We start from the raw sequence: 17,801 nt of genomic DNA, 5'->3' as shown, positions 1-17,801 counted from the left end.
TTAATTGTTTTTAGTTTATTTTTCATATTTTTATTTTCCTTATTAAGTTTTAATTTTCATAAATCATTTTTATTAAGTATTTTTAAATTAAAAATTTTATTTAAATATAAACTATTAAGTATTTATTAAATTAATTATAAAAATTAAATATTATAATTTAATAAATTTTATTTATATTTAAGGGTAAGAGTATTATGGCAGAATTTAAAGAAGAACTAGAAGAAGCTTATAATTATTTTTCTAATTGTGATTTTCCAAAGGCATTAAAGATTTATTTAAGGTTATATAATAAAGATCCTAATAATTTAACAATTATAAATAAAATAATATTGTATCAACTTATATAAAATTAGGTGATTTCAATCAAGCAATTAAATTTGCAGATATTTATATAGATTTAAATGATAAAAATGTAAATGTCTTATTTTCTAAAATTATTGCATTAATAAATCTTAAAAGATATGAAGAAGCATTAACTGTAGTTGATACTCTTATAGACTTAAATCCAAAAGATTTAAAAGAATATGTGTTTAAATATAAAATTTTAAATATTTTAAATAAAGATGATGAAAAAACTAAATTATTTAGAGATCTTAAAAATTTCGATTCTCGTACTTTTGCTCGTTTAATCATTTCACTTGGATTTTTAAAAGAACAAGGAGATGATCTTACATTAAGAGATTTTGATAATATGGCAGAAGCTAAAATTAAAGAGAAATCTAAAGAAATAGTTGAAGATTTTTCATTTTTATATGAGGATATTGTAAATCCATTTGTTGAATATAGGCAAAATCTCTTTAAATCATTACTTTATAATCTTATAGATGAAAATGAAGATTTATTAAAATTATTTTCTTTCATTGATGAAGGAAATTATGAAGCAGCACTTAATTATGTAGATGATTTACTTAGTAAAGATTTAGATAAATTAGATTCAATTGATGGTGAAGAAGTTCTTGATTTAGATGATGATTTAGATAGTCAAGATATATCTATGACTGTTGATGAAGAATTAGAAATTAGTATTGATAAAGATTTAATTACTGAAGATAATAAGAGTTTATTAATCTTTAAATCTGTAATTTTATTTAATTTAAATGATGAAAAAGATGCGCTTGATTTAATTAATCATTTACTTGATATTGATAGAAAATCTTTTGAAATATGGTCAATAAGAGCTATTATACAATCAAGTTTAGGTAATTATAATAATGCATCAAGATCTTTTAAAAAAGCATTAAATATTGATGATGGAAATACTGATTTATGGGTTTTATATGTTTATTCATTATTATTAAATGGTAATCTTGATAAAGCATTAAAAGAAAATGAAAATGCATTAAAAGCAGTTCCAGATAATGAAGATTTTAGTGATGATTTGAATAATATTCTTAGTCATTATGAAGAGTAGCTATTTGGTAGATTAATATTTTATATTTTAAATATTAATATTAATATTTTATATATGATTTTTAAAATCATTAATAAAGATTTAAGTTTATTAATTTTATTAACTAATATAATAATATAATTTTTATACATATACTTAAGAAGGGTAATTTTATGGAAAATTTTAAAGAAACTTATACTCATGCAAATCTTTTATACAATATAGGAAAAGTGGATAAAGCTTTGGATTTATATGTTAAACTTTTTAATGAAGATTCAACAAGAGTAGATATTCTTAGAAAAATTTTATGGATTACTTTTAATAAACACGATTTTGATAAGGCAGATAAATATATTGATTTATATTTAGATAAATTTCCTCATGATTTAGATGTTCTTTCTGCTAAAGTATGTGTATTATTTAATAATAAAAGTTTTCATGAAGCATTAACTGTATGTAATAAAATGATTGAGATTGATAGTAATTCAACTATTGCATATTCATTTAAATTATCTATTCTTGAAGTTCTTAAAAGAAACACTGAAAGACAAGAAATTATTGATTTTCTTAGAAAAGATAAACCAGAGATTTTTAAAGAAATTAATTATTTTGATGATAATTCAAATAAAGAAGCCTCTGTAGATAAGTTATGTAAAGAACTTGAAAATCAGAAAGCATCTTCACGTTTTAGGGATTTCTTTGATGATTTATATTATAATGATCTTGACGATTTAACATTATATGATTATTTAGTATATGATAATAAGGAAGATAATAATAAAGAGTTTAATACTTTATTTTCAAAAGCTAAAGAATATTTTGATACTGAAGATTACTCTAAATCTTTAGATTATATTAAATGGAGTCTTGAATTTTATCCAAATAATATAGAAGCATTAATTTTTAAATCAATAGTTCTTCTTAAAATATATAATTATAATCAAGTATTAAATACTGTTAATTTAGTATTAGAACTTGATAAAAAAAATATTCCAGCACTTGCTATTAAAGGACTTGTAAATATTGATTTAGAAAAATATGATGATGCAGAAGAGGTCTTTAAAACAGCTTTAGATTTAGATTTAGATAATGTAAATCTTTGGAGAACATATTATATGTCTCTTGCATTAAATAATAAAATCAACAAAGCTTTTGAACTTAATAATGATGCTATCTCAAGATTTCCTAAAAATCAAGAGTTACATAAAGATAGAAAACATTTCATTGATGAATATGGTTTAGATGATGATAAAAAATCACTTAATCATATTGATAATGAGGATTATGAAGTTATAGAAAATACTGTAAATTCTACTTTGGATGATTTTTTTAGATAGTTCTATTTGATACTATTTACTTTTTTTAATTTTTTAGCTATTTTTAGATATTATATAATTTTAATACTTTATTTTAATTTTTAAGTATTTTTTAGTAAATATTTTATATAATAAATATTAAAACTATTTATATATTATAAAAATTTATTTTTAAATAATCTGGAGTTTTATATTATGTCTAATTTAGATGATATTTTTAATAAAGCATCTTCAAAAAAATCTAAAAAAGAAGATGATACTCAATTGACTTTTAGTACTAATTTAGATGATAATTCTTCAGATGATAATAATGATTTAGATTATGTTTCTAGTGGGGATTCTGGTTCTTTTGATTGTGATTTAGATTCCATTATTGTGAATGATTCTTTAGAAAGTAATTCTAAAGAAGATATTACTTCTTTTGATAATAATATTAATTTGAATTCTAATAATATTGAAGATGATTTTGGTTCTTTTGATGATAATTTAGATTCTGTTTCTTCAAATAATTCTAATGAATCTTTAAATAAAGATATTAAACTTAAAAATAAAATTGATAAAATTTTTGTTGAATTAGATTCTGAATTAGATGATGATTTTCAATTAAATATTGAAAAAGCTAAAGTACTTGCAAATGTTGAAGATTATGATGAAGCTATTAAATTTTTAGATTTATCATTAAGCATAAAAGAAGATATAAATGTTTTATATACTAAAGCAAAATATTTGCATGAATTAAATAAAGATAAAGAATCTTTAGAAATAATTAATAAGATTTTAAAATTAGATGAAAATTGTTTTAATGCATTAAAATTGAAAGTTACTTTATTATGTAATCTTAAGGAATATGATTTAGCAGATACTACTTTTAATAAGGCTATTTCTGTTAATCCTGAAGATTATGAAATTTGGCAACAATATGCTGATATATTTGATTCTTTAAATAATCAAGAAAAAGCTTTAAAAATAAATGATTTAGCTCTTAAAAAATTCCCTAATGAATTAGATTTATTATATGATAGACGTTATTATTTAATTAATGGTGGATATGATGAATCAGAAATTGATGATTTAAATAACACTATAAATACTCTTGAATCTACTGCAGATGATCCAGATTATTCTTCAGGTGTAGTAAATATAGAAGAAGCAGAGCTTGAATTAGAACCAAATATTACTGTAGGTTCAAAAGGTTATGAAGATAATGACAGTAAAGATTCAGATGATAATGATATTTATGATTTAGATTCTGAAGATAAACATTATGATGATGAAGAAAATCTTGTTGATTTAAATTATGATGAAGACTTTGAAAATGTTGAAGATACTGAAGAAGAGGACTTTAAAAAGAAATTAAACAAAACAAAAGAGTTAACCTTAGATAATTTCTTCTAATTTTATTTTTTATACTTTTAGCTATTTTTTAGTTTTTAATTTCATGTTTGTTTTTTTTTACTTGTTTTTTTTAGTTTTAATATTTGTAAGTTGTTTTTTAATTATTTTTATTTATTTTTAAGTTCTTTTTATAATGTTTTTAGTTAACTTTTTATTTTTTTATACTATTTTTAAAAATATTATTAAATTTTTATAAAAGTTTTATTATTATTTTAAAATTATATAAATAAGTTTATCTATAGAAAATATTAATATTAAATAAAGTTTTATTTATAAAAAATTTAACTATATATAGTTATATTAAAATTTAAAAAACTAATGATTTATTCTTAGTTTAAAAATTTAAAAAAAATTAAATTTATTTAAATAGTTTAAAGTTTGAGGAAATTATTATGTCTGACTTTGAAAAAAAATTCGAAGAAGCAAATTCTCATTATGAAAAACATGAGTTAGATGAAGCTTTAGAAATATATGAAGAATTATATAATAATGATTATAAAAAAGATGAAATTATTCCTGCAATGATTGATTTATATCTTGCAAAAGATGATTTTGATAAAGCAAATAAATTTGTTGATATTATAATTGAAAAAGATCCAACTGATTTAAGTGCATTAAGTATTAAATCATTTATTTTAACAAGTTCTAATGAATTAGATGAAGCTTTAGAATATGCTGAAAAAATCATTGACCTTGATCCTAATGTAGAGGAAGGTTATCTTCTTAAAATCTCTATTTTACATCTTCAACATAAACAAGATGAAATTGAGGAATTTGTTGATGGATTACTTGAAAATAATCCTGAAGTTTTAAAAGCTATTAAAAGTTTAACTGGTTTAAGTGCAGAAGATTTAAAAACAGGTATTGTACCTGAATTTGATGAAGATGCAGATGCTTGTGGTCCTGAATGTGATCATGATCACCATGATCATGAACATGACCATTATGATATAGATGAATTAGATGATGAACAAGTTGATGAATTATTAAAAGATTTATATAAACAAATTGATGAATCTACAGAAGTGGAAATTGAAAGATATTTATATAAAGCAAATGGTGCATTAAGATTCCAAAAATTTGATGAAGCTTTAGATTTAATTAATGAAGCATTAAAAATTGAGGATACTAATTTAGATGCTCTTCTTTTAAAATCTGCAATATTGTTTAATCAAGCTAACTTTGATGATGCATTAGATACTATTAATACTGTAATTAAAACTTATCCAGATAATGCAGATGCAGTAACTTTTAAAGGATTTATTTATCTTAATTTAGGAGACTTTAAAAACGCTGAATTAACATTTAAAGATGCTCTTGATTTAAATGATGAAGATTCTGATGTATGGAGGCAATATTCCTTTGCAGTTGCATCTTCTGGAGATAATAATCGTGCAATAGGTATAAATCAGAAAGCTCTTAAAAAATTCCCAGAAAATTCTGATTTATGGTATGATAGATACATGTTTTTAACACAAATTGATTCAGAATCTAAAGCAAATGAAGCTTTAGAAAAATGTAAAGAATTAAATCCTAATCAATTAGATTATCAAGGTAATCCTGTATTTGGTGATAATTCTGAGGATTTTGATGATGATTCTGATTCAGAAGAAATTTTTGATTTAAATGATTTAAATACAGAAAATATTGAATTATCTCCTGAAGAACAAAGATTATTTGATTTATTATCTAAAGAAGGTTATGATTCTCAATCTGCAACTGAAATAGTTTTAGGTTCTTATCAAGAAGCATTAGCTGCTCATCCTGAACTTAAGGATGATGAAGATTTATTTAAAATTGTTGTAGATTTAGTTGAAGAAAAAATCAATAATAAATAATTTAAACTTTTTAAATTTAGTTAAAAATCTAATAAATAATTTTATATTTGTGGATTTAATTAAAAAATAGTTTTAATTTTTAACTAGTTAAAAATTTTACTTTGTAGTAGTATCTAATTTAAGAATGTTTATTAGATTTTTTACTTTTAAATATTCTTATATAATTAAAATTAGAAGGTGCTAAATATAAGTTTTAAGAAAATGGTTAAAAAATATATTAAAGTAAAATTAGCTAAAAAAGCAGTTAAAATGATTATTAAAAGAGCTTAAATTTTAAACTCTTTTCTTTTTTATTATATTTTTTATGATTTTTAATTTCTATTATCTATTGATTTTTTTAGTGGGTTTTATTGTTTTTCCTGGTTTTGTTTATTAAGATTTATTATTTGTTTAGTTTCTATTTTTTTATTACTGTTTTTATTTTTTAAGGTTTTAATTTTAAATTAAAGTATATTCTATTTTTTCATTTTTCTTAAAATTTTAATATAATAATATTCAAAATATTCTTATGATGTATGATATTGCAATAATTGGTGGAGGACCTAGTGGAGTTTTAGCAGGAATTAAGGCTGCTAGTTCTAATTCTAAAAATAAAGTTATTATTTTAGAAAAAAATAATAGGATAGGTAAAAAATTAAGTATTACTGGTCAAGGACGTTGTAATATTACAAATAATGCACCAATTCGTGAAACACTTAAAAAATATGATAAAAAGGAAAGTAAGTTTATTAAACATGCATTATATTCATTAAAAAATGATGAATTTTTGGATATTTTTAGAAATAAAGGGCTTGAATTTAAAATGGAAGATAATAATCGTGTTTTCCCAGTTACAGATAGTGCAGAATCAGTTGTTAGTATTTTAAATAAATATATTGAAGATTTAAATATTGATCTTAAATTAAATCATGAAGTTTTAAATGTTTTAAATGATAATGATTGTTTTGTAATAAAAACAGATAAAAATGAGTTTATTACAAGAAAATTAATTATTTCTACTGGTGGAATAACTTATCAAAATACAGGTTCAACTGGAGATGGATTTAGAATTGCTAAAAAATTAGGTCATTCTATAGAAACAATTAAACCAGGTCTATTTCCATTTATAATAAATGATTCAAATTTAACTTCTCTTAGTGGTTTAAGTTTTAAAAATATTAAAGTTTCATTTAAATATAATAATAAAACTATTGAAGAGAATGGGGATTTATTAATATCTAATAATGGTGTTACAGGATCTGTTATAATAAATATAAGTAGGAAATTTATAAAATTAGAAGATTATGATTTATTAGAAAATAAGAGGAATTTTAAAAAAGAAACTATATTTATTGATTTTGTTTCTCAATTAAATAGAGAAGAAATTAAAGATGATATTATTAAAGCTTCAAAAACAAATAAAGAAGTCCATAATTATCTTAGAAAGTATTTACCAAATAAATTTACATTTTATTTTTTAAATAAAATTGGTGTTGAATTAGATATTAGAATGAATAATCTTAAAAAAACAAGTCGTAATAAAATAATTGAGAATCTTAAACATTTTCCAATAGAAATTGATGGTATTATAGATAAAGCAGGATTTATAACTGTTGGTGGGGTTTCTTTAAATGAAATAAATCCGAAAACTATGGAATCTAAATTAATTCAAGGATTATATTTTACTGGTGAACTTTTAGATATTTGTGGTCCTACTGGTGGTTATAATTTGCAAATAGCATTTACTACTGGTAGTTTAGCAGGTGAATCTGCAAGTAATTCACTTAATAATTAATTATTTTATTTTTTAAAATTAGTTTTTTATAGTAGTTTTTTAATAAAAATTAGTTTTTTTATTTTTTTAATTAAGAATTAGTTTTTTATAGTAGTTTTTTAATAAAAATTAGTTTTTTTTTTACTTTTTAATTTTTTTAAATTTATTTTTTTAGTAAAAATTAGTTTTTTTAGTCTTTGTTAATAGTTTTTTTTTAAAAAAAATTTAAATAGATAATGAATTTAATCATTATCTATTTCTACACCCATTTTACCAGCCATTCTACCAAGTAATAATGTTACGACTACTGCAATAATTGTTACTGCTACTGCATAAAAAATCAAACCATTAAGTTCGCTTCCTGCAGGCATAAATGTTTGAATTAATTTAGAAATAGCACTGTTCCATGCTAAACCTGCAATTAATGCAAATGCAGTGGTTATTAAAGTAATCATTGTTTTAAGAACTTCTTTTCCTACATTAGACATATATTCTCTCTCCTATATATTTAAAGTAATTGAAATTTTATTCATATTCCTATTTTTTAAAATTTTATTAATTATATTAAATTTAGTTAAATTTTAATATTTTATTAATTTTTTAAAAATAGTTCACTTATTCATCTAAAAATTTAAAAATTACTTATAATTAATTTATATTTTATAATATATATTAATTTTTATCATATTCTGTATATTTATAAAGATATACTTTAATCTTAAATATTAATTATTAAATAAATATATACTATAGTATTGTAAATTATTATTTAATATTAAATAAAGATGTGATAAAAAATGTTTATGGGAGCATCTACAGAACAAGGTATGGATATTGCAACAAAAAGTAGGGAAATTATCCGTTCACTTATTGGTGATGATACAAAAGATATGTCTCCTGCTGAAAGAGATATTGTTGAACGTGTAGTTCATTCAACTGCTGATCCAGAGTATAGTAAACTTATTTCAATTAGCCCTGATTTTGTTGATGTAAGTATTAAAGCACTTCAAAATAATGAAGATATACTTACTGATATTAATATGGTTAAAGTAGGTATTACTCAATATGATGGTAATGTTTACTCATATATTAAAGATGATAATGTAAGAGAATATGCAAAGAATAAACAGATTACAAGAGCAGCAGCTGCAATGGAATATGCTGCTAATGAAGGTTTTGAAGGAATAATTGTTATTGGTAATGCACCAACTTCTCTTTTTAAATCAATTGAACTTGTTGAAAATGGAGAATTAAATGCGAAATCAATAATTGGAGTTCCTGTAGGTTTTGTAAAAGCTGCAGATTCAAAAGATGCTCTTTCAAAAACTGATATTCCTCATGTTATAACTAGGGGTCCTAAAGGAGGAACACCTGTTGCTGTAGCATGTGTTAATAGTTTAATTTCAACTATGAAAAATGAAAATTATTATCAATTAAAAGATTAAATTAATTAAGTTTATTTTTTTAGATTAAGAATTTATTAAAATTTTAGATTTATTTAAGTTTATTTTTTTTTTTTAGATTAAAAATTATTAAATTTATGTATAAGAAATAACTGAATGTGATATAAATGAATTCAAAAGAATTATATGAATTAGCTAAAAAATGTATGCCTGGGGGAGTAAATTCACCAGTAAGAGCATATGAACCATATCCATTCTTTGTAAAAAAAGGACATGGATCAAAAATATATGATGAAGAAGGAAATGCTTATATTGATCATTGTCTTGCTTATGGCCCATTAATTCTTGGTCATGCAAATAATGTTTTAAATCATGCAGTAGTACAACAATTAAAATTAGGTAATGATTTTGGAGCACCTCATGAAAAAGAAATTGAACTTGCTCGTGAAGTAATTGATAGGGTACCTTGTGCTGAAATGGTAAGATTTTGTAATTCTGGAACAGAAGCTACAATGAGTGCAATAAGACTTGCAAGAGGTTTCACTGGTAAAAATAAAATTATTAAATTTGAAGGGGCATATCATGGAGCACATGATTATGTACTTGTAAAATCTGGTTCTGGAGGAGCATGTAAACCTGATTCTCTTGGAATTCCTGAAGAAACAACTCTTAATACTTTATCATGTCCATATAATGATGAAGATGCTTTAACTGATTTAATTATGAAAAATGATGATGATATTGCAGCAGTTATTATTGAACCAGTAATGGGAAATATTGGTTGTGTTGTACCTGATGAAGGTTTCCTTGAATTTGTTCGTGAAATTACAAGAGAAAAAGGTATTTTATTAATTTTTGATGAAGTTATTACTGGTTTTAGGATAGCTCGTGGAGGAGCTCAAGAATACTTTAATATTAAACCAGATCTTGCAACTTTTGCTAAAATTTTAGCAGGAGGATTCCCAATTGGTGCAATTGCAGGACGTCGTGATATTATGGAAATGTTCGCTCCATCTGGACCAATTTATCAGGCAGGAACTCTTAGTGGTAATCCAGTAAGTATGGCTGCTGGAATCGCTACTATGAAACAATTAGATTATGATTTTTATAATGATATTAATACTAAAAGTCAAGATTTAAGGGAGTCAATTTCTGATACTGTTGAAGATTTAAATCTTAATGTTCAACCTGTTGGTATAGGTTCTATGTTCCAAGTTTACTTTAATCCTAATGAAGTTCATAATTATGTTGATGCTCAAAAATCAGATACTAAACATTTCAATGTATACTTTAAAGAATTACTTAAACAAAATGTCTTTATACCACCTAGTCAATTTGAATGTAACTTTATTTCAATTAAACACACTGATCAAGATTTAGAAAAAACTGCTGATGCAATTGAAAATGCTCTTAAAGTTGCATATGAATTAGATTAAATTTTTTCTCTTTTTTTTATTTTTTTTACAAATTAGTTTTTAATATGTCTAATTTTTAGGGATTATAATTAAGTAAATTTGTTATAAAAATTAGTTTTTAATCGTTTTTTTTATTTTTAAGGTTATATTTATCTATTTTTCTTATGATAATTAGTTTTTAATTGTTTTTTAATTTTTAAGATTATTATTGTATATTAAGATTATTATTGTATATATTTATTATTAAAATTAGTTATTAAAAGTTTAATAAATTTAATATTGTATAAAATTAGTTTTTTATATAAAAGTAGTATATTTTTAAGTTAAAGTTGTTAAATTAATTATATTGTGTATAAAAGTAGTATATTTTTAAGTTAAAGTTGTTGAAAGTAGTTATAGTATATAAGATTAGTAATTTAAAGTTTAAAAAATAGTTTAATAAATTTTATAGGATAAAAAAAGTTAAAATTTAACTTATTTTATCCAAATAATGATCCAAATCCTTTAGTAGATAATAATCCTACAAAGTCTCCTTTTGGAGTCATTACAATATTTCCTTTTGAATATTGGTCGAGTGCAGTTTGAATCATTGTAGCTTTTTTACCTGGGTCTTTAGTAGCATTTGCTAATGCTTTGGTTAACATTAATACAGAATTACCTCTTGTATTTTTAGCATTATATTGTTCTTCACGAACAATATCAATTGAACTTGCATTTACTTGTTTACCATCAACATATAAAGGACCTGCAGAATTCATGATTGCATTCATTGCTTCTGTATTAACTGCTACTACTGCATCAATATTAACATGAGTGTTATATTCTACAATTTCTTTTGCATTTTCCATTGATTCTGTTGTATCATTATACCAGAATGAATCATGAAGCAACATTTTAGGTCCTGCACCTTGAGCTTGTGCTTCAGCAGGTTCGGCTTTAGTTGGGTGAGTCATACCATGAGGATAGACAGGAGTATAATTTTTGACAGTTCCATTTTGTAAATGGACAATAAATGCCATATCACATGCTCCCATTCCTGGACGTTTTTCACCTTCATCAATAGCACAAATGAGAATATTTTTATCACCTTGTGCTAGTTCACCAGAAGGTTGTCCTCCTCCAAAGAAGACTGTACCGACTAGTACTGCAATCATACCAACTAGTATTACAACTAATATTGCAATAATTAGTTTTTTAGTTCTTCTCATATTTCTCACTTAAAAATTTTTGTTGACTCAAAGTTATTATACAACAAAATATAATTTTTTAATTAAAAAATTCCATTTATTAGTAAATAAATTAAATCTTTATTATTCTATATTTTTTATTTGATATAAATATTATTGCTTGTTTATAAATTATCCTTGAATTAATATATTAGTTTAAAATTTAATCAATTAGAATAATTTATTAATTACTTTTTTTAATTTATTTAAAATTTAAGTTTTAAATATATTTTTCTATTTTTTAGTTTAAAATCATTAAAATTATATTTTAAAGATTTTTTTATATAATTTAATATATTTTATTAAATTATATTATGTATTATTATGTATTTTTATTATAATTAAATTTTTTGATTTTTTTATAATAAATCATTAAATTGTTTATATAATATTTAATTTATTTAAAAATTTTTAAACATATTTTTTTAATAATTAAATTTATTAATTTTAAAATTAATCTAAATATAATGATAAAAATTACAGCAGGTATTGGAAAAAATAAGAATATTGCTAAAGCATGTTCTATTTTAAATAAAAAAAGTGATATTGAAATAAATCTTGTTAATACTAATGAAGAACTTATTTCTGCAATTTATGATAAAAATATTGATGGTGTAGTTCGTGGATCACTTTCTGCATCTGGTGTAATTAAAAGTCTTAAAAATAAAAGTTCTAATAAAATAAACAGAGGAACTTTTATTCATTCTGAGGAGTATGAATTTTTAATTTTGCCAGTAGGAATTGATGAAGGAAAAACTATTGAGGATAAAGTAGTTTTAGCAAAACAAGCAAGTAAATTTATTTTAAAACTTAATCTTTCACCAAAAATAGCTATTTTATCTGGTGGAAGATCTGATGATTATGGTAGAACTAAAGAAATAGATAATATGCTTAATGAAAGTTCAAAACTTTATGATGTTCTTTCCAATGAATTTTCTAATGATATTGACTTTAAAGATATTAATTATTCTATTAAAAATTATAATATTTTAATTGAACAAGCAATTAATGATAAAAATAATATTATAATTGCACCTAATGGGATTATTGGTAATTATATATTTAGAATTTTAGTTTTATTATGTAAATGGCCAAGTTATGGTGGTGTAACTTTAGGTATTGATAATGTTTATATTGATACTAGTCGTGATCAAACAGTTGAAGGTTATCTTAGAAGTCTTGAATTAGCATATCGTTTAGCTTGTCTTAAAAATACTAATAAATAATTACTTATATTCTAATTATTTTTATTTTTAACACTTTTTTTTATTCAAATATTTTTTTAAAAATTTAATAACTAGCTTATATCTTTTTGTTTTTTAATCTTAATAGATAAGTATATTATAAAATAAGAAACAAATATTATAATAATTATATATTTTAGATTTTTTCTAAAATCTTATAAAATAAGTATTAATATTTTTTAAACATTTAATGGATTTTAATTTATATTTTAAGTTTTTATTTAATACTTTCAATAGGTTTTAAAAAGGAATTAATATGGTTGCTAAATTTATTTATGACATATATGAATGGTATCTTATGAGACATTTAGATCCAAATAACATGCCTAAACATATTGCTATTATTATGGATGGTAATCGTAGATATAGTAAAATACAAGGAAACATGGATGTTGTTAAGGGTCATGAAAGAGGGGTAGGTACTTTAGAAAAGCTATTAGATTGGAGTATTGATTTAGGTATTAAAATCATTACTGTTTATGCTTTTTCTACAGAAAATTTCAATAGACCTGAACATGAAGTAGAAGGTTTAATGGATCTTTTTGTTAAAAATTTTAAACATTTAGTTACTCATGAAAAAATACATAAATATCATATTAAAGTTCAAGTTGTTGGAAGAACTGATTTATTGCCTGATAAAGTAAAAGAAGCTATTAATGAAGCAGAGGAATCAACTAAAGATTATACTGATAGATTATTTAATCTTGCAATCGGTTATGATGGAAGACTTGAAATCGTTGATGCTGTTAAAAAAATATATAAAGATATTGAAGCAGGTAATATTAGTATTGATGATGTTGATGAAGATTTAATTAGTAAAAATCTTTATACTGCTGGTTTAGAAGATCCAAATCTTATTATACGTACTAGTGGTGAGGAAAGATTAAGTGGTTTCTTATTATGGCAATCTTCCTATTCTGAACTGTATTTCTGTGATAGTTTATGGCCTGAGTTTAGAAAGACTGACTTTTTAAGGGCTATACGTGATTATCAATCAAGAGATAGACGTTTTGGTACATAAATATTTTTTATTTTTTTTTTTATTTTTTTTAATTTTATGCTGTTTTTTTATTTTTATAATGTTTTTTTGTTTTATTTTTAGTGTTTTTTTATTTTATTGAATTTTTATTATTTTAATTACTATTTTTTTATTATTCTAGTTTTTAATTCCAGTATTTATTTTTTATAATTTTAACTAAGTATTTAAATATTATAAATTAAATATAATTTTTTTATAAGTAGAACTTAGTTGAAAAATATAATAAGCTTAAATACTTATTTTAAAAGGATATATAATCTTTCAACAAGTTTAATAATATTATTACAGGTGATTTTTTATGATTGATACACATTGTCATGTAGATTTTGAGGAATATGATAAAGACCGTGATGAGGTTATTAATAGAGCGAAACAAGTACTTGATTATGTAATTGATTCTGGAACTAATCCTGTTAGTAATAAAAAGGTTGTTGAATTATCAAAAAAATATTCTAATTTTTTATATCCTACTTATGGATATTATCCAGTTGCATCTGAGAAAAGAAGTAAAGAAGAGGTTAATGCTGCTTATGATTATATAATTAATCATTTAGATGATTATCTTGCAATTGGTGAAGTTGGTATGGATTATTTTTTTGTTAAAGATAAAGTTTTAAGGGAAAAACAAAAAAAAGTTTTTACAGGTTTTGTTGAAATAGCTAATAAATATGAAAAACCTTTACTTATTCATGCAAGAAATTGTGATAAAAAAGCATTAAATATTGTAAATGATTATGAGAATATTCCTTATGTAATATTTCATTGTTTTAGTGGTAGTTTAAAAACTGCAAAACGTATTATGCAACATGATAATTATTTTATGAGTTTTTCAACTATGGTTTGTTATTCTAAACATCATCAAGAATTAATAAAACATATTCCAGTGGAACATATTGTAACTGAAACTGATAGTCCTTATCTTGCTTTAACTAAGGAAGAAAGAAATGAACCTGCATTTGTAGTTAGAGGTGTTAAAAAAATTTGTGAAATTAAAAATGTTCCATATGATTATGTAGATGAAATTACTACTTATAATGCAAAAAAAGTTTTTGGTCTTAAATAATTAAAATTCTTTTTATTATTTTAATTTAAATTTTTTAAATACTTATTTAATTCAGGATTTATTTAAATAAATTCTATTTTTTAGATTTTCTATATTTGACTTTTTTTAATATTATATTTTTTAAAATCTTTTAATTCTATATTTATTTAATTAAAAGTTTATAAATTAAAAGAATTAATATTATATATGTATGAAATAATTCATTAAATCTATTTTTTAAAAATAGTTTTTAAATAGCTTATTTAAAGATAATTTTTATTGAATTATATTATTCTTATTATTTTTTTTATATTATGAGGTGAATTAAGTGGAATACTTATTAAGAGATTTAAGGAGAACTCATTATACTTCTGAGGTTAATGAAGATGTTATTGACCAAGAAGTAACTATTATGGGATGGGTTCACGAAATTCGTGATTTAGGTGGAATTATATTTCTACTTATTAGAGATTTTAAAGGATTGATACAAGTTACTGCACCAAGTAAAAAAGTATCACCTGAAATTTTAGAAGATATTAGGGAACTTAGAAAAGAATCTGTTGTTGCTGTTAAAGGTAAAGTTCAATCTTCTGGAAAAGCACCTAATGGTGTTGAAATCATTCCATCTGAAATTACTGTTTTAAACATGGCTAATCAACCATTACCATTAGATCCAACAGAAAAAGTTAAAGCTGAAATGGATACTAGGTTAAACTCAAGATTTTTAGATTTAAGAAAACCTGGAGTAAGTGCAATTTTTAAAGTTAAAAATCAATTCTATAAATCTGCACGTGAATACTTCTATGATCATGATGTTATTGAAATTCAAACTCCTAAACTTGTAGCTTCAGCTACTGAAGGTGGAACTGAACTTTTCCCAATTACTTACTTTGAAAGGGAAGCTTTCCTTGGACAATCTCCTCAATTATATAAACAGATGATGATGTCTGCAGGATTCGATAAAGTATTTGAAATTGGTCAAATCTTTAGGGCAGAAGAACATGATACTTTAAGACACTTAAATGAAGCTATTTCTATCGATATGGAAGCTTCATTTATGGATGATGAAGATGTCATGAAAATCTTAAATGAATTATTAGTTAAAGTAATTACTGATATTAATGATAACTGTGCTGATGAATTAGAATTACTTGAACATAGTATTGAAGTTCCTAAAAAATTCGAAAGAATTGATTATGATAATGCTGTAGATCTTGTTAATGAAGCAGGCGTTGAAATGGAATATGGTGAAGATTTATCTCGTGAAGGAGAAAAAGCTTTAGATGAAGCAATGGGTGATTTCTACTTCTTAACCGGATGGCCTACTGCTATTAAACCATTCTATGTAATGCCTTATGAGAATAATCCTGAAAAATCTCATGCTTTTGATTTAATGTATAAAAATCTTGAATTATCTTCAGGAGCTACACGTATTCACCAATATGACCTTGTATTAAACCAATTAATTGAAAAAGATTTATCACCTGAATCTTTTGCTGCTTATCTTAAAGCATTTAAATATGGTATGCCACCTCATGCAGGTTGGGGTCTTGGTGCTGATAGGGTCAACATGGTCTTAACTGGTGTTGAAAACATTAGGGAAACTGTTCTCTTCCCAAGAGACAGACATCGATTAACTCCTTAGGTTTAATACCTAAGGTTTTACTTTTTTTATTTTATTTTTTATTATTTTTGTGTTTTTTCTTTTTTTATGTAAATTTTCTCTTGTTTTTTGTGTTTTAATTTTTTATAATATTTTTTATAAAAATAATTATAATATATTTTTAAAAGTATAAAACAATATATTTATATATATTAATATATAATTTAGAAAATATTTAGAGATGATAATATGAAAGTTTTACTTGTAAATGGAAGTCCACATAGAGATGGATGTACTAATGAAGCATTATCTATTATTAAAGAAGAGCTAGCAAAAAATGATGTTGATAGTGAGATATTCTGGATAGGTAATAGAAGAGTACGTGGTTGTGTTGCATGTAATAAATGTGTAGATGATAGTTTTTGTGTCTTTACTGATGATTGTGCAAATGACTTAATAAAAGAAATAATTGATACTGATGGTGTTATTATAGGTTCTCCTGTATACTTTGCAAGTCCTAATGGTGCACTTTGTGCAATACTTGATAGAGTATTCTATAATAATGGTAAAAGATTTGCATTTAAACCTGCTGCATCTATTGTAAGTTGTAGACGTGGAGGATCTACTGCTAGTTTTGATAGATTAAATAAATACTTTACAATTTCCAATATGCCTGTTGTAAGTAGCCAATATTGGAATGGTGTTCATGGTAATACCCCTGAAGAAGTAAGATTAGATAAAGAAGGAGTTCAAATTATGAGAACATTAGCAAAAAATATGGCTTGGATGTTAAAATCAATTAGTCATGAAGATACTCCAGAATTAGAAGATCAAATATTTACTAATTTCATAAGACCTATGAAATAGTCTTTTTTTTATTTTCTTATTTTATTATTTTAATTTATTTAATAATTAAAGCTATTTTTAATCTTTTTATAGTAAAAATAATTAATTAGTAAACGTTTTATAAAAATATTTTTTTAGAAAAATAGTTAATATGAAAGTAGTTTTTTTAATTATTAAAAAATGGTTTTTACATAATTTTTATTATTTAATTTTAGAATTAGTTTTTTTTATTAAGTTTATTTTTTTTATTTATATTATTTTTTTCGAATTAGTTTTTTTTTAGTTTTTGAA

Annotated in this window: 15 protein-coding genes; 13 read left to right on the top strand and 2 right to left on the bottom strand. The window is 22.7% G+C overall.

The window, feature by feature from the left end:
• Positions 1-194 precede the first annotated feature (194 nt).
• The 6 genes from BGI41_RS08365 (at position 195) to BGI41_RS01735 (ending at position 7,713) form a co-directional block, all read left to right on the top strand.
• Positions 195-347 carry a hypothetical protein gene (locus BGI41_RS08365; protein ID WP_158211957.1) on the top strand — a complete coding sequence of 51 codons (153 nt, stop codon included), beginning with the start codon at positions 195-197 and terminating at the stop codon, positions 345-347.
• 179 nt (positions 348-526) lie between these two features.
• The gene (locus BGI41_RS01755) at positions 527-1,411 is read left to right on the top strand and encodes a M48 family metallopeptidase (protein WP_088538531.1); all 885 of its coding nucleotides are present in this window, start codon (positions 527-529) and stop codon (positions 1,409-1,411) included.
• A gap of 152 nt (positions 1,412-1,563) precedes the next feature.
• A complete protein-coding gene (locus BGI41_RS01750; RefSeq protein WP_088538530.1) occupies positions 1,564-2,727 on the top strand; it encodes a M48 family metallopeptidase in 1,164 nt (387 codons plus the stop codon).
• A 174-nt stretch (positions 2,728-2,901) separates the two neighbouring features.
• Complete coding sequence (locus BGI41_RS01745; RefSeq protein WP_088538529.1) at positions 2,902-4,101, top strand: tetratricopeptide repeat protein; 1,200 nt, start codon at positions 2,902-2,904, stop codon at positions 4,099-4,101.
• 392 nt (positions 4,102-4,493) lie between these two features.
• A complete protein-coding gene (locus BGI41_RS01740) occupies positions 4,494-5,939 on the top strand; it encodes a tetratricopeptide repeat protein (RefSeq protein ID WP_088538528.1) in 1,446 nt (481 codons plus the stop codon).
• A gap of 508 nt (positions 5,940-6,447) precedes the next feature.
• Positions 6,448-7,713, top strand: coding sequence for an NAD(P)/FAD-dependent oxidoreductase (locus tag BGI41_RS01735; RefSeq protein WP_088538527.1), 1,266 nt, complete (start codon positions 6,448-6,450; stop codon positions 7,711-7,713).
• Positions 7,714-7,934: 221 nt separating this feature from the next.
• Here the strand turns inward: BGI41_RS01735 and BGI41_RS01730 are convergent, their stop codons facing one another.
• Positions 7,935-8,180 carry a DUF5654 family protein gene (locus BGI41_RS01730; protein WP_088538526.1) on the bottom strand — a complete coding sequence of 82 codons (246 nt, stop codon included), beginning with the start codon at positions 8,178-8,180 and terminating at the stop codon, positions 7,935-7,937.
• A 309-nt stretch (positions 8,181-8,489) separates the two neighbouring features.
• Here BGI41_RS01730 and BGI41_RS01725 point away from each other — a divergent pair, with 309 nt between their 5' ends.
• Together BGI41_RS01725 and hemL are read left to right on the top strand one after the other, a co-directional pair.
• Positions 8,490-9,137 (top strand): cobalt-precorrin-8 methylmutase, encoded by a 648-nt coding sequence (locus BGI41_RS01725; RefSeq protein ID WP_088538525.1) that lies wholly within the window; start codon positions 8,490-8,492, stop codon positions 9,135-9,137.
• 125 nt (positions 9,138-9,262) lie between these two features.
• On the top strand, positions 9,263-10,531 hold the full coding sequence (gene hemL, locus BGI41_RS01720) for a glutamate-1-semialdehyde 2,1-aminomutase (protein ID WP_088538524.1): 1,269 nt from the start codon (positions 9,263-9,265) through the stop codon (positions 10,529-10,531).
• A 458-nt stretch (positions 10,532-10,989) separates the two neighbouring features.
• On the opposite strand, the gene BGI41_RS01715 is transcribed toward hemL, so the two are convergent.
• A complete protein-coding gene (locus tag BGI41_RS01715; RefSeq protein ID WP_088538523.1) occupies positions 10,990-11,718 on the bottom strand; it encodes a DUF4012 domain-containing protein in 729 nt (242 codons plus the stop codon).
• 485 nt (positions 11,719-12,203) lie between these two features.
• On the opposite strand from BGI41_RS01715, the gene mtxX reads away from it, so the two are divergent.
• The 5 genes from mtxX (at position 12,204) to BGI41_RS01690 (ending at position 17,531) form a co-directional block, all read left to right on the top strand.
• A complete protein-coding gene (gene mtxX, locus BGI41_RS01710) occupies positions 12,204-12,962 on the top strand; it encodes a methanogenesis marker protein Mmp4/MtxX (protein WP_088538522.1) in 759 nt (252 codons plus the stop codon).
• 274 nt (positions 12,963-13,236) lie between these two features.
• The gene (gene uppS, locus BGI41_RS01705; protein ID WP_088538521.1) at positions 13,237-14,001 is read left to right on the top strand and encodes a polyprenyl diphosphate synthase; all 765 of its coding nucleotides are present in this window, start codon (positions 13,237-13,239) and stop codon (positions 13,999-14,001) included.
• A 316-nt stretch (positions 14,002-14,317) separates the two neighbouring features.
• The gene (locus tag BGI41_RS01700) at positions 14,318-15,082 is read left to right on the top strand and encodes a TatD family hydrolase (RefSeq protein ID WP_088538520.1); all 765 of its coding nucleotides are present in this window, start codon (positions 14,318-14,320) and stop codon (positions 15,080-15,082) included.
• Between the two features lie 307 nt (positions 15,083-15,389).
• Positions 15,390-16,706: an aspartate--tRNA(Asn) ligase gene (gene aspS / locus BGI41_RS01695; RefSeq protein WP_088538519.1), complete on the top strand. Its 1,317-nt coding sequence runs from the start codon at positions 15,390-15,392 to the stop codon at positions 16,704-16,706.
• A gap of 207 nt (positions 16,707-16,913) precedes the next feature.
• Positions 16,914-17,531 carry a flavodoxin family protein gene (locus BGI41_RS01690; RefSeq protein WP_088538518.1) on the top strand — a complete coding sequence of 206 codons (618 nt, stop codon included), beginning with the start codon at positions 16,914-16,916 and terminating at the stop codon, positions 17,529-17,531.
• Positions 17,532-17,801: the final 270 nt, after the last annotated feature.

Source organism: Methanobrevibacter sp. 87.7 (genome assembly GCF_002208625.1).
Taxonomy (GTDB): Archaea; Methanobacteriota; Methanobacteria; order Methanobacteriales; family Methanobacteriaceae; genus Methanarmilla.
The sequence above is the reverse complement of the archived record's forward strand: the minus strand, read 5'-3'. Positions and strand labels throughout refer to the sequence as shown.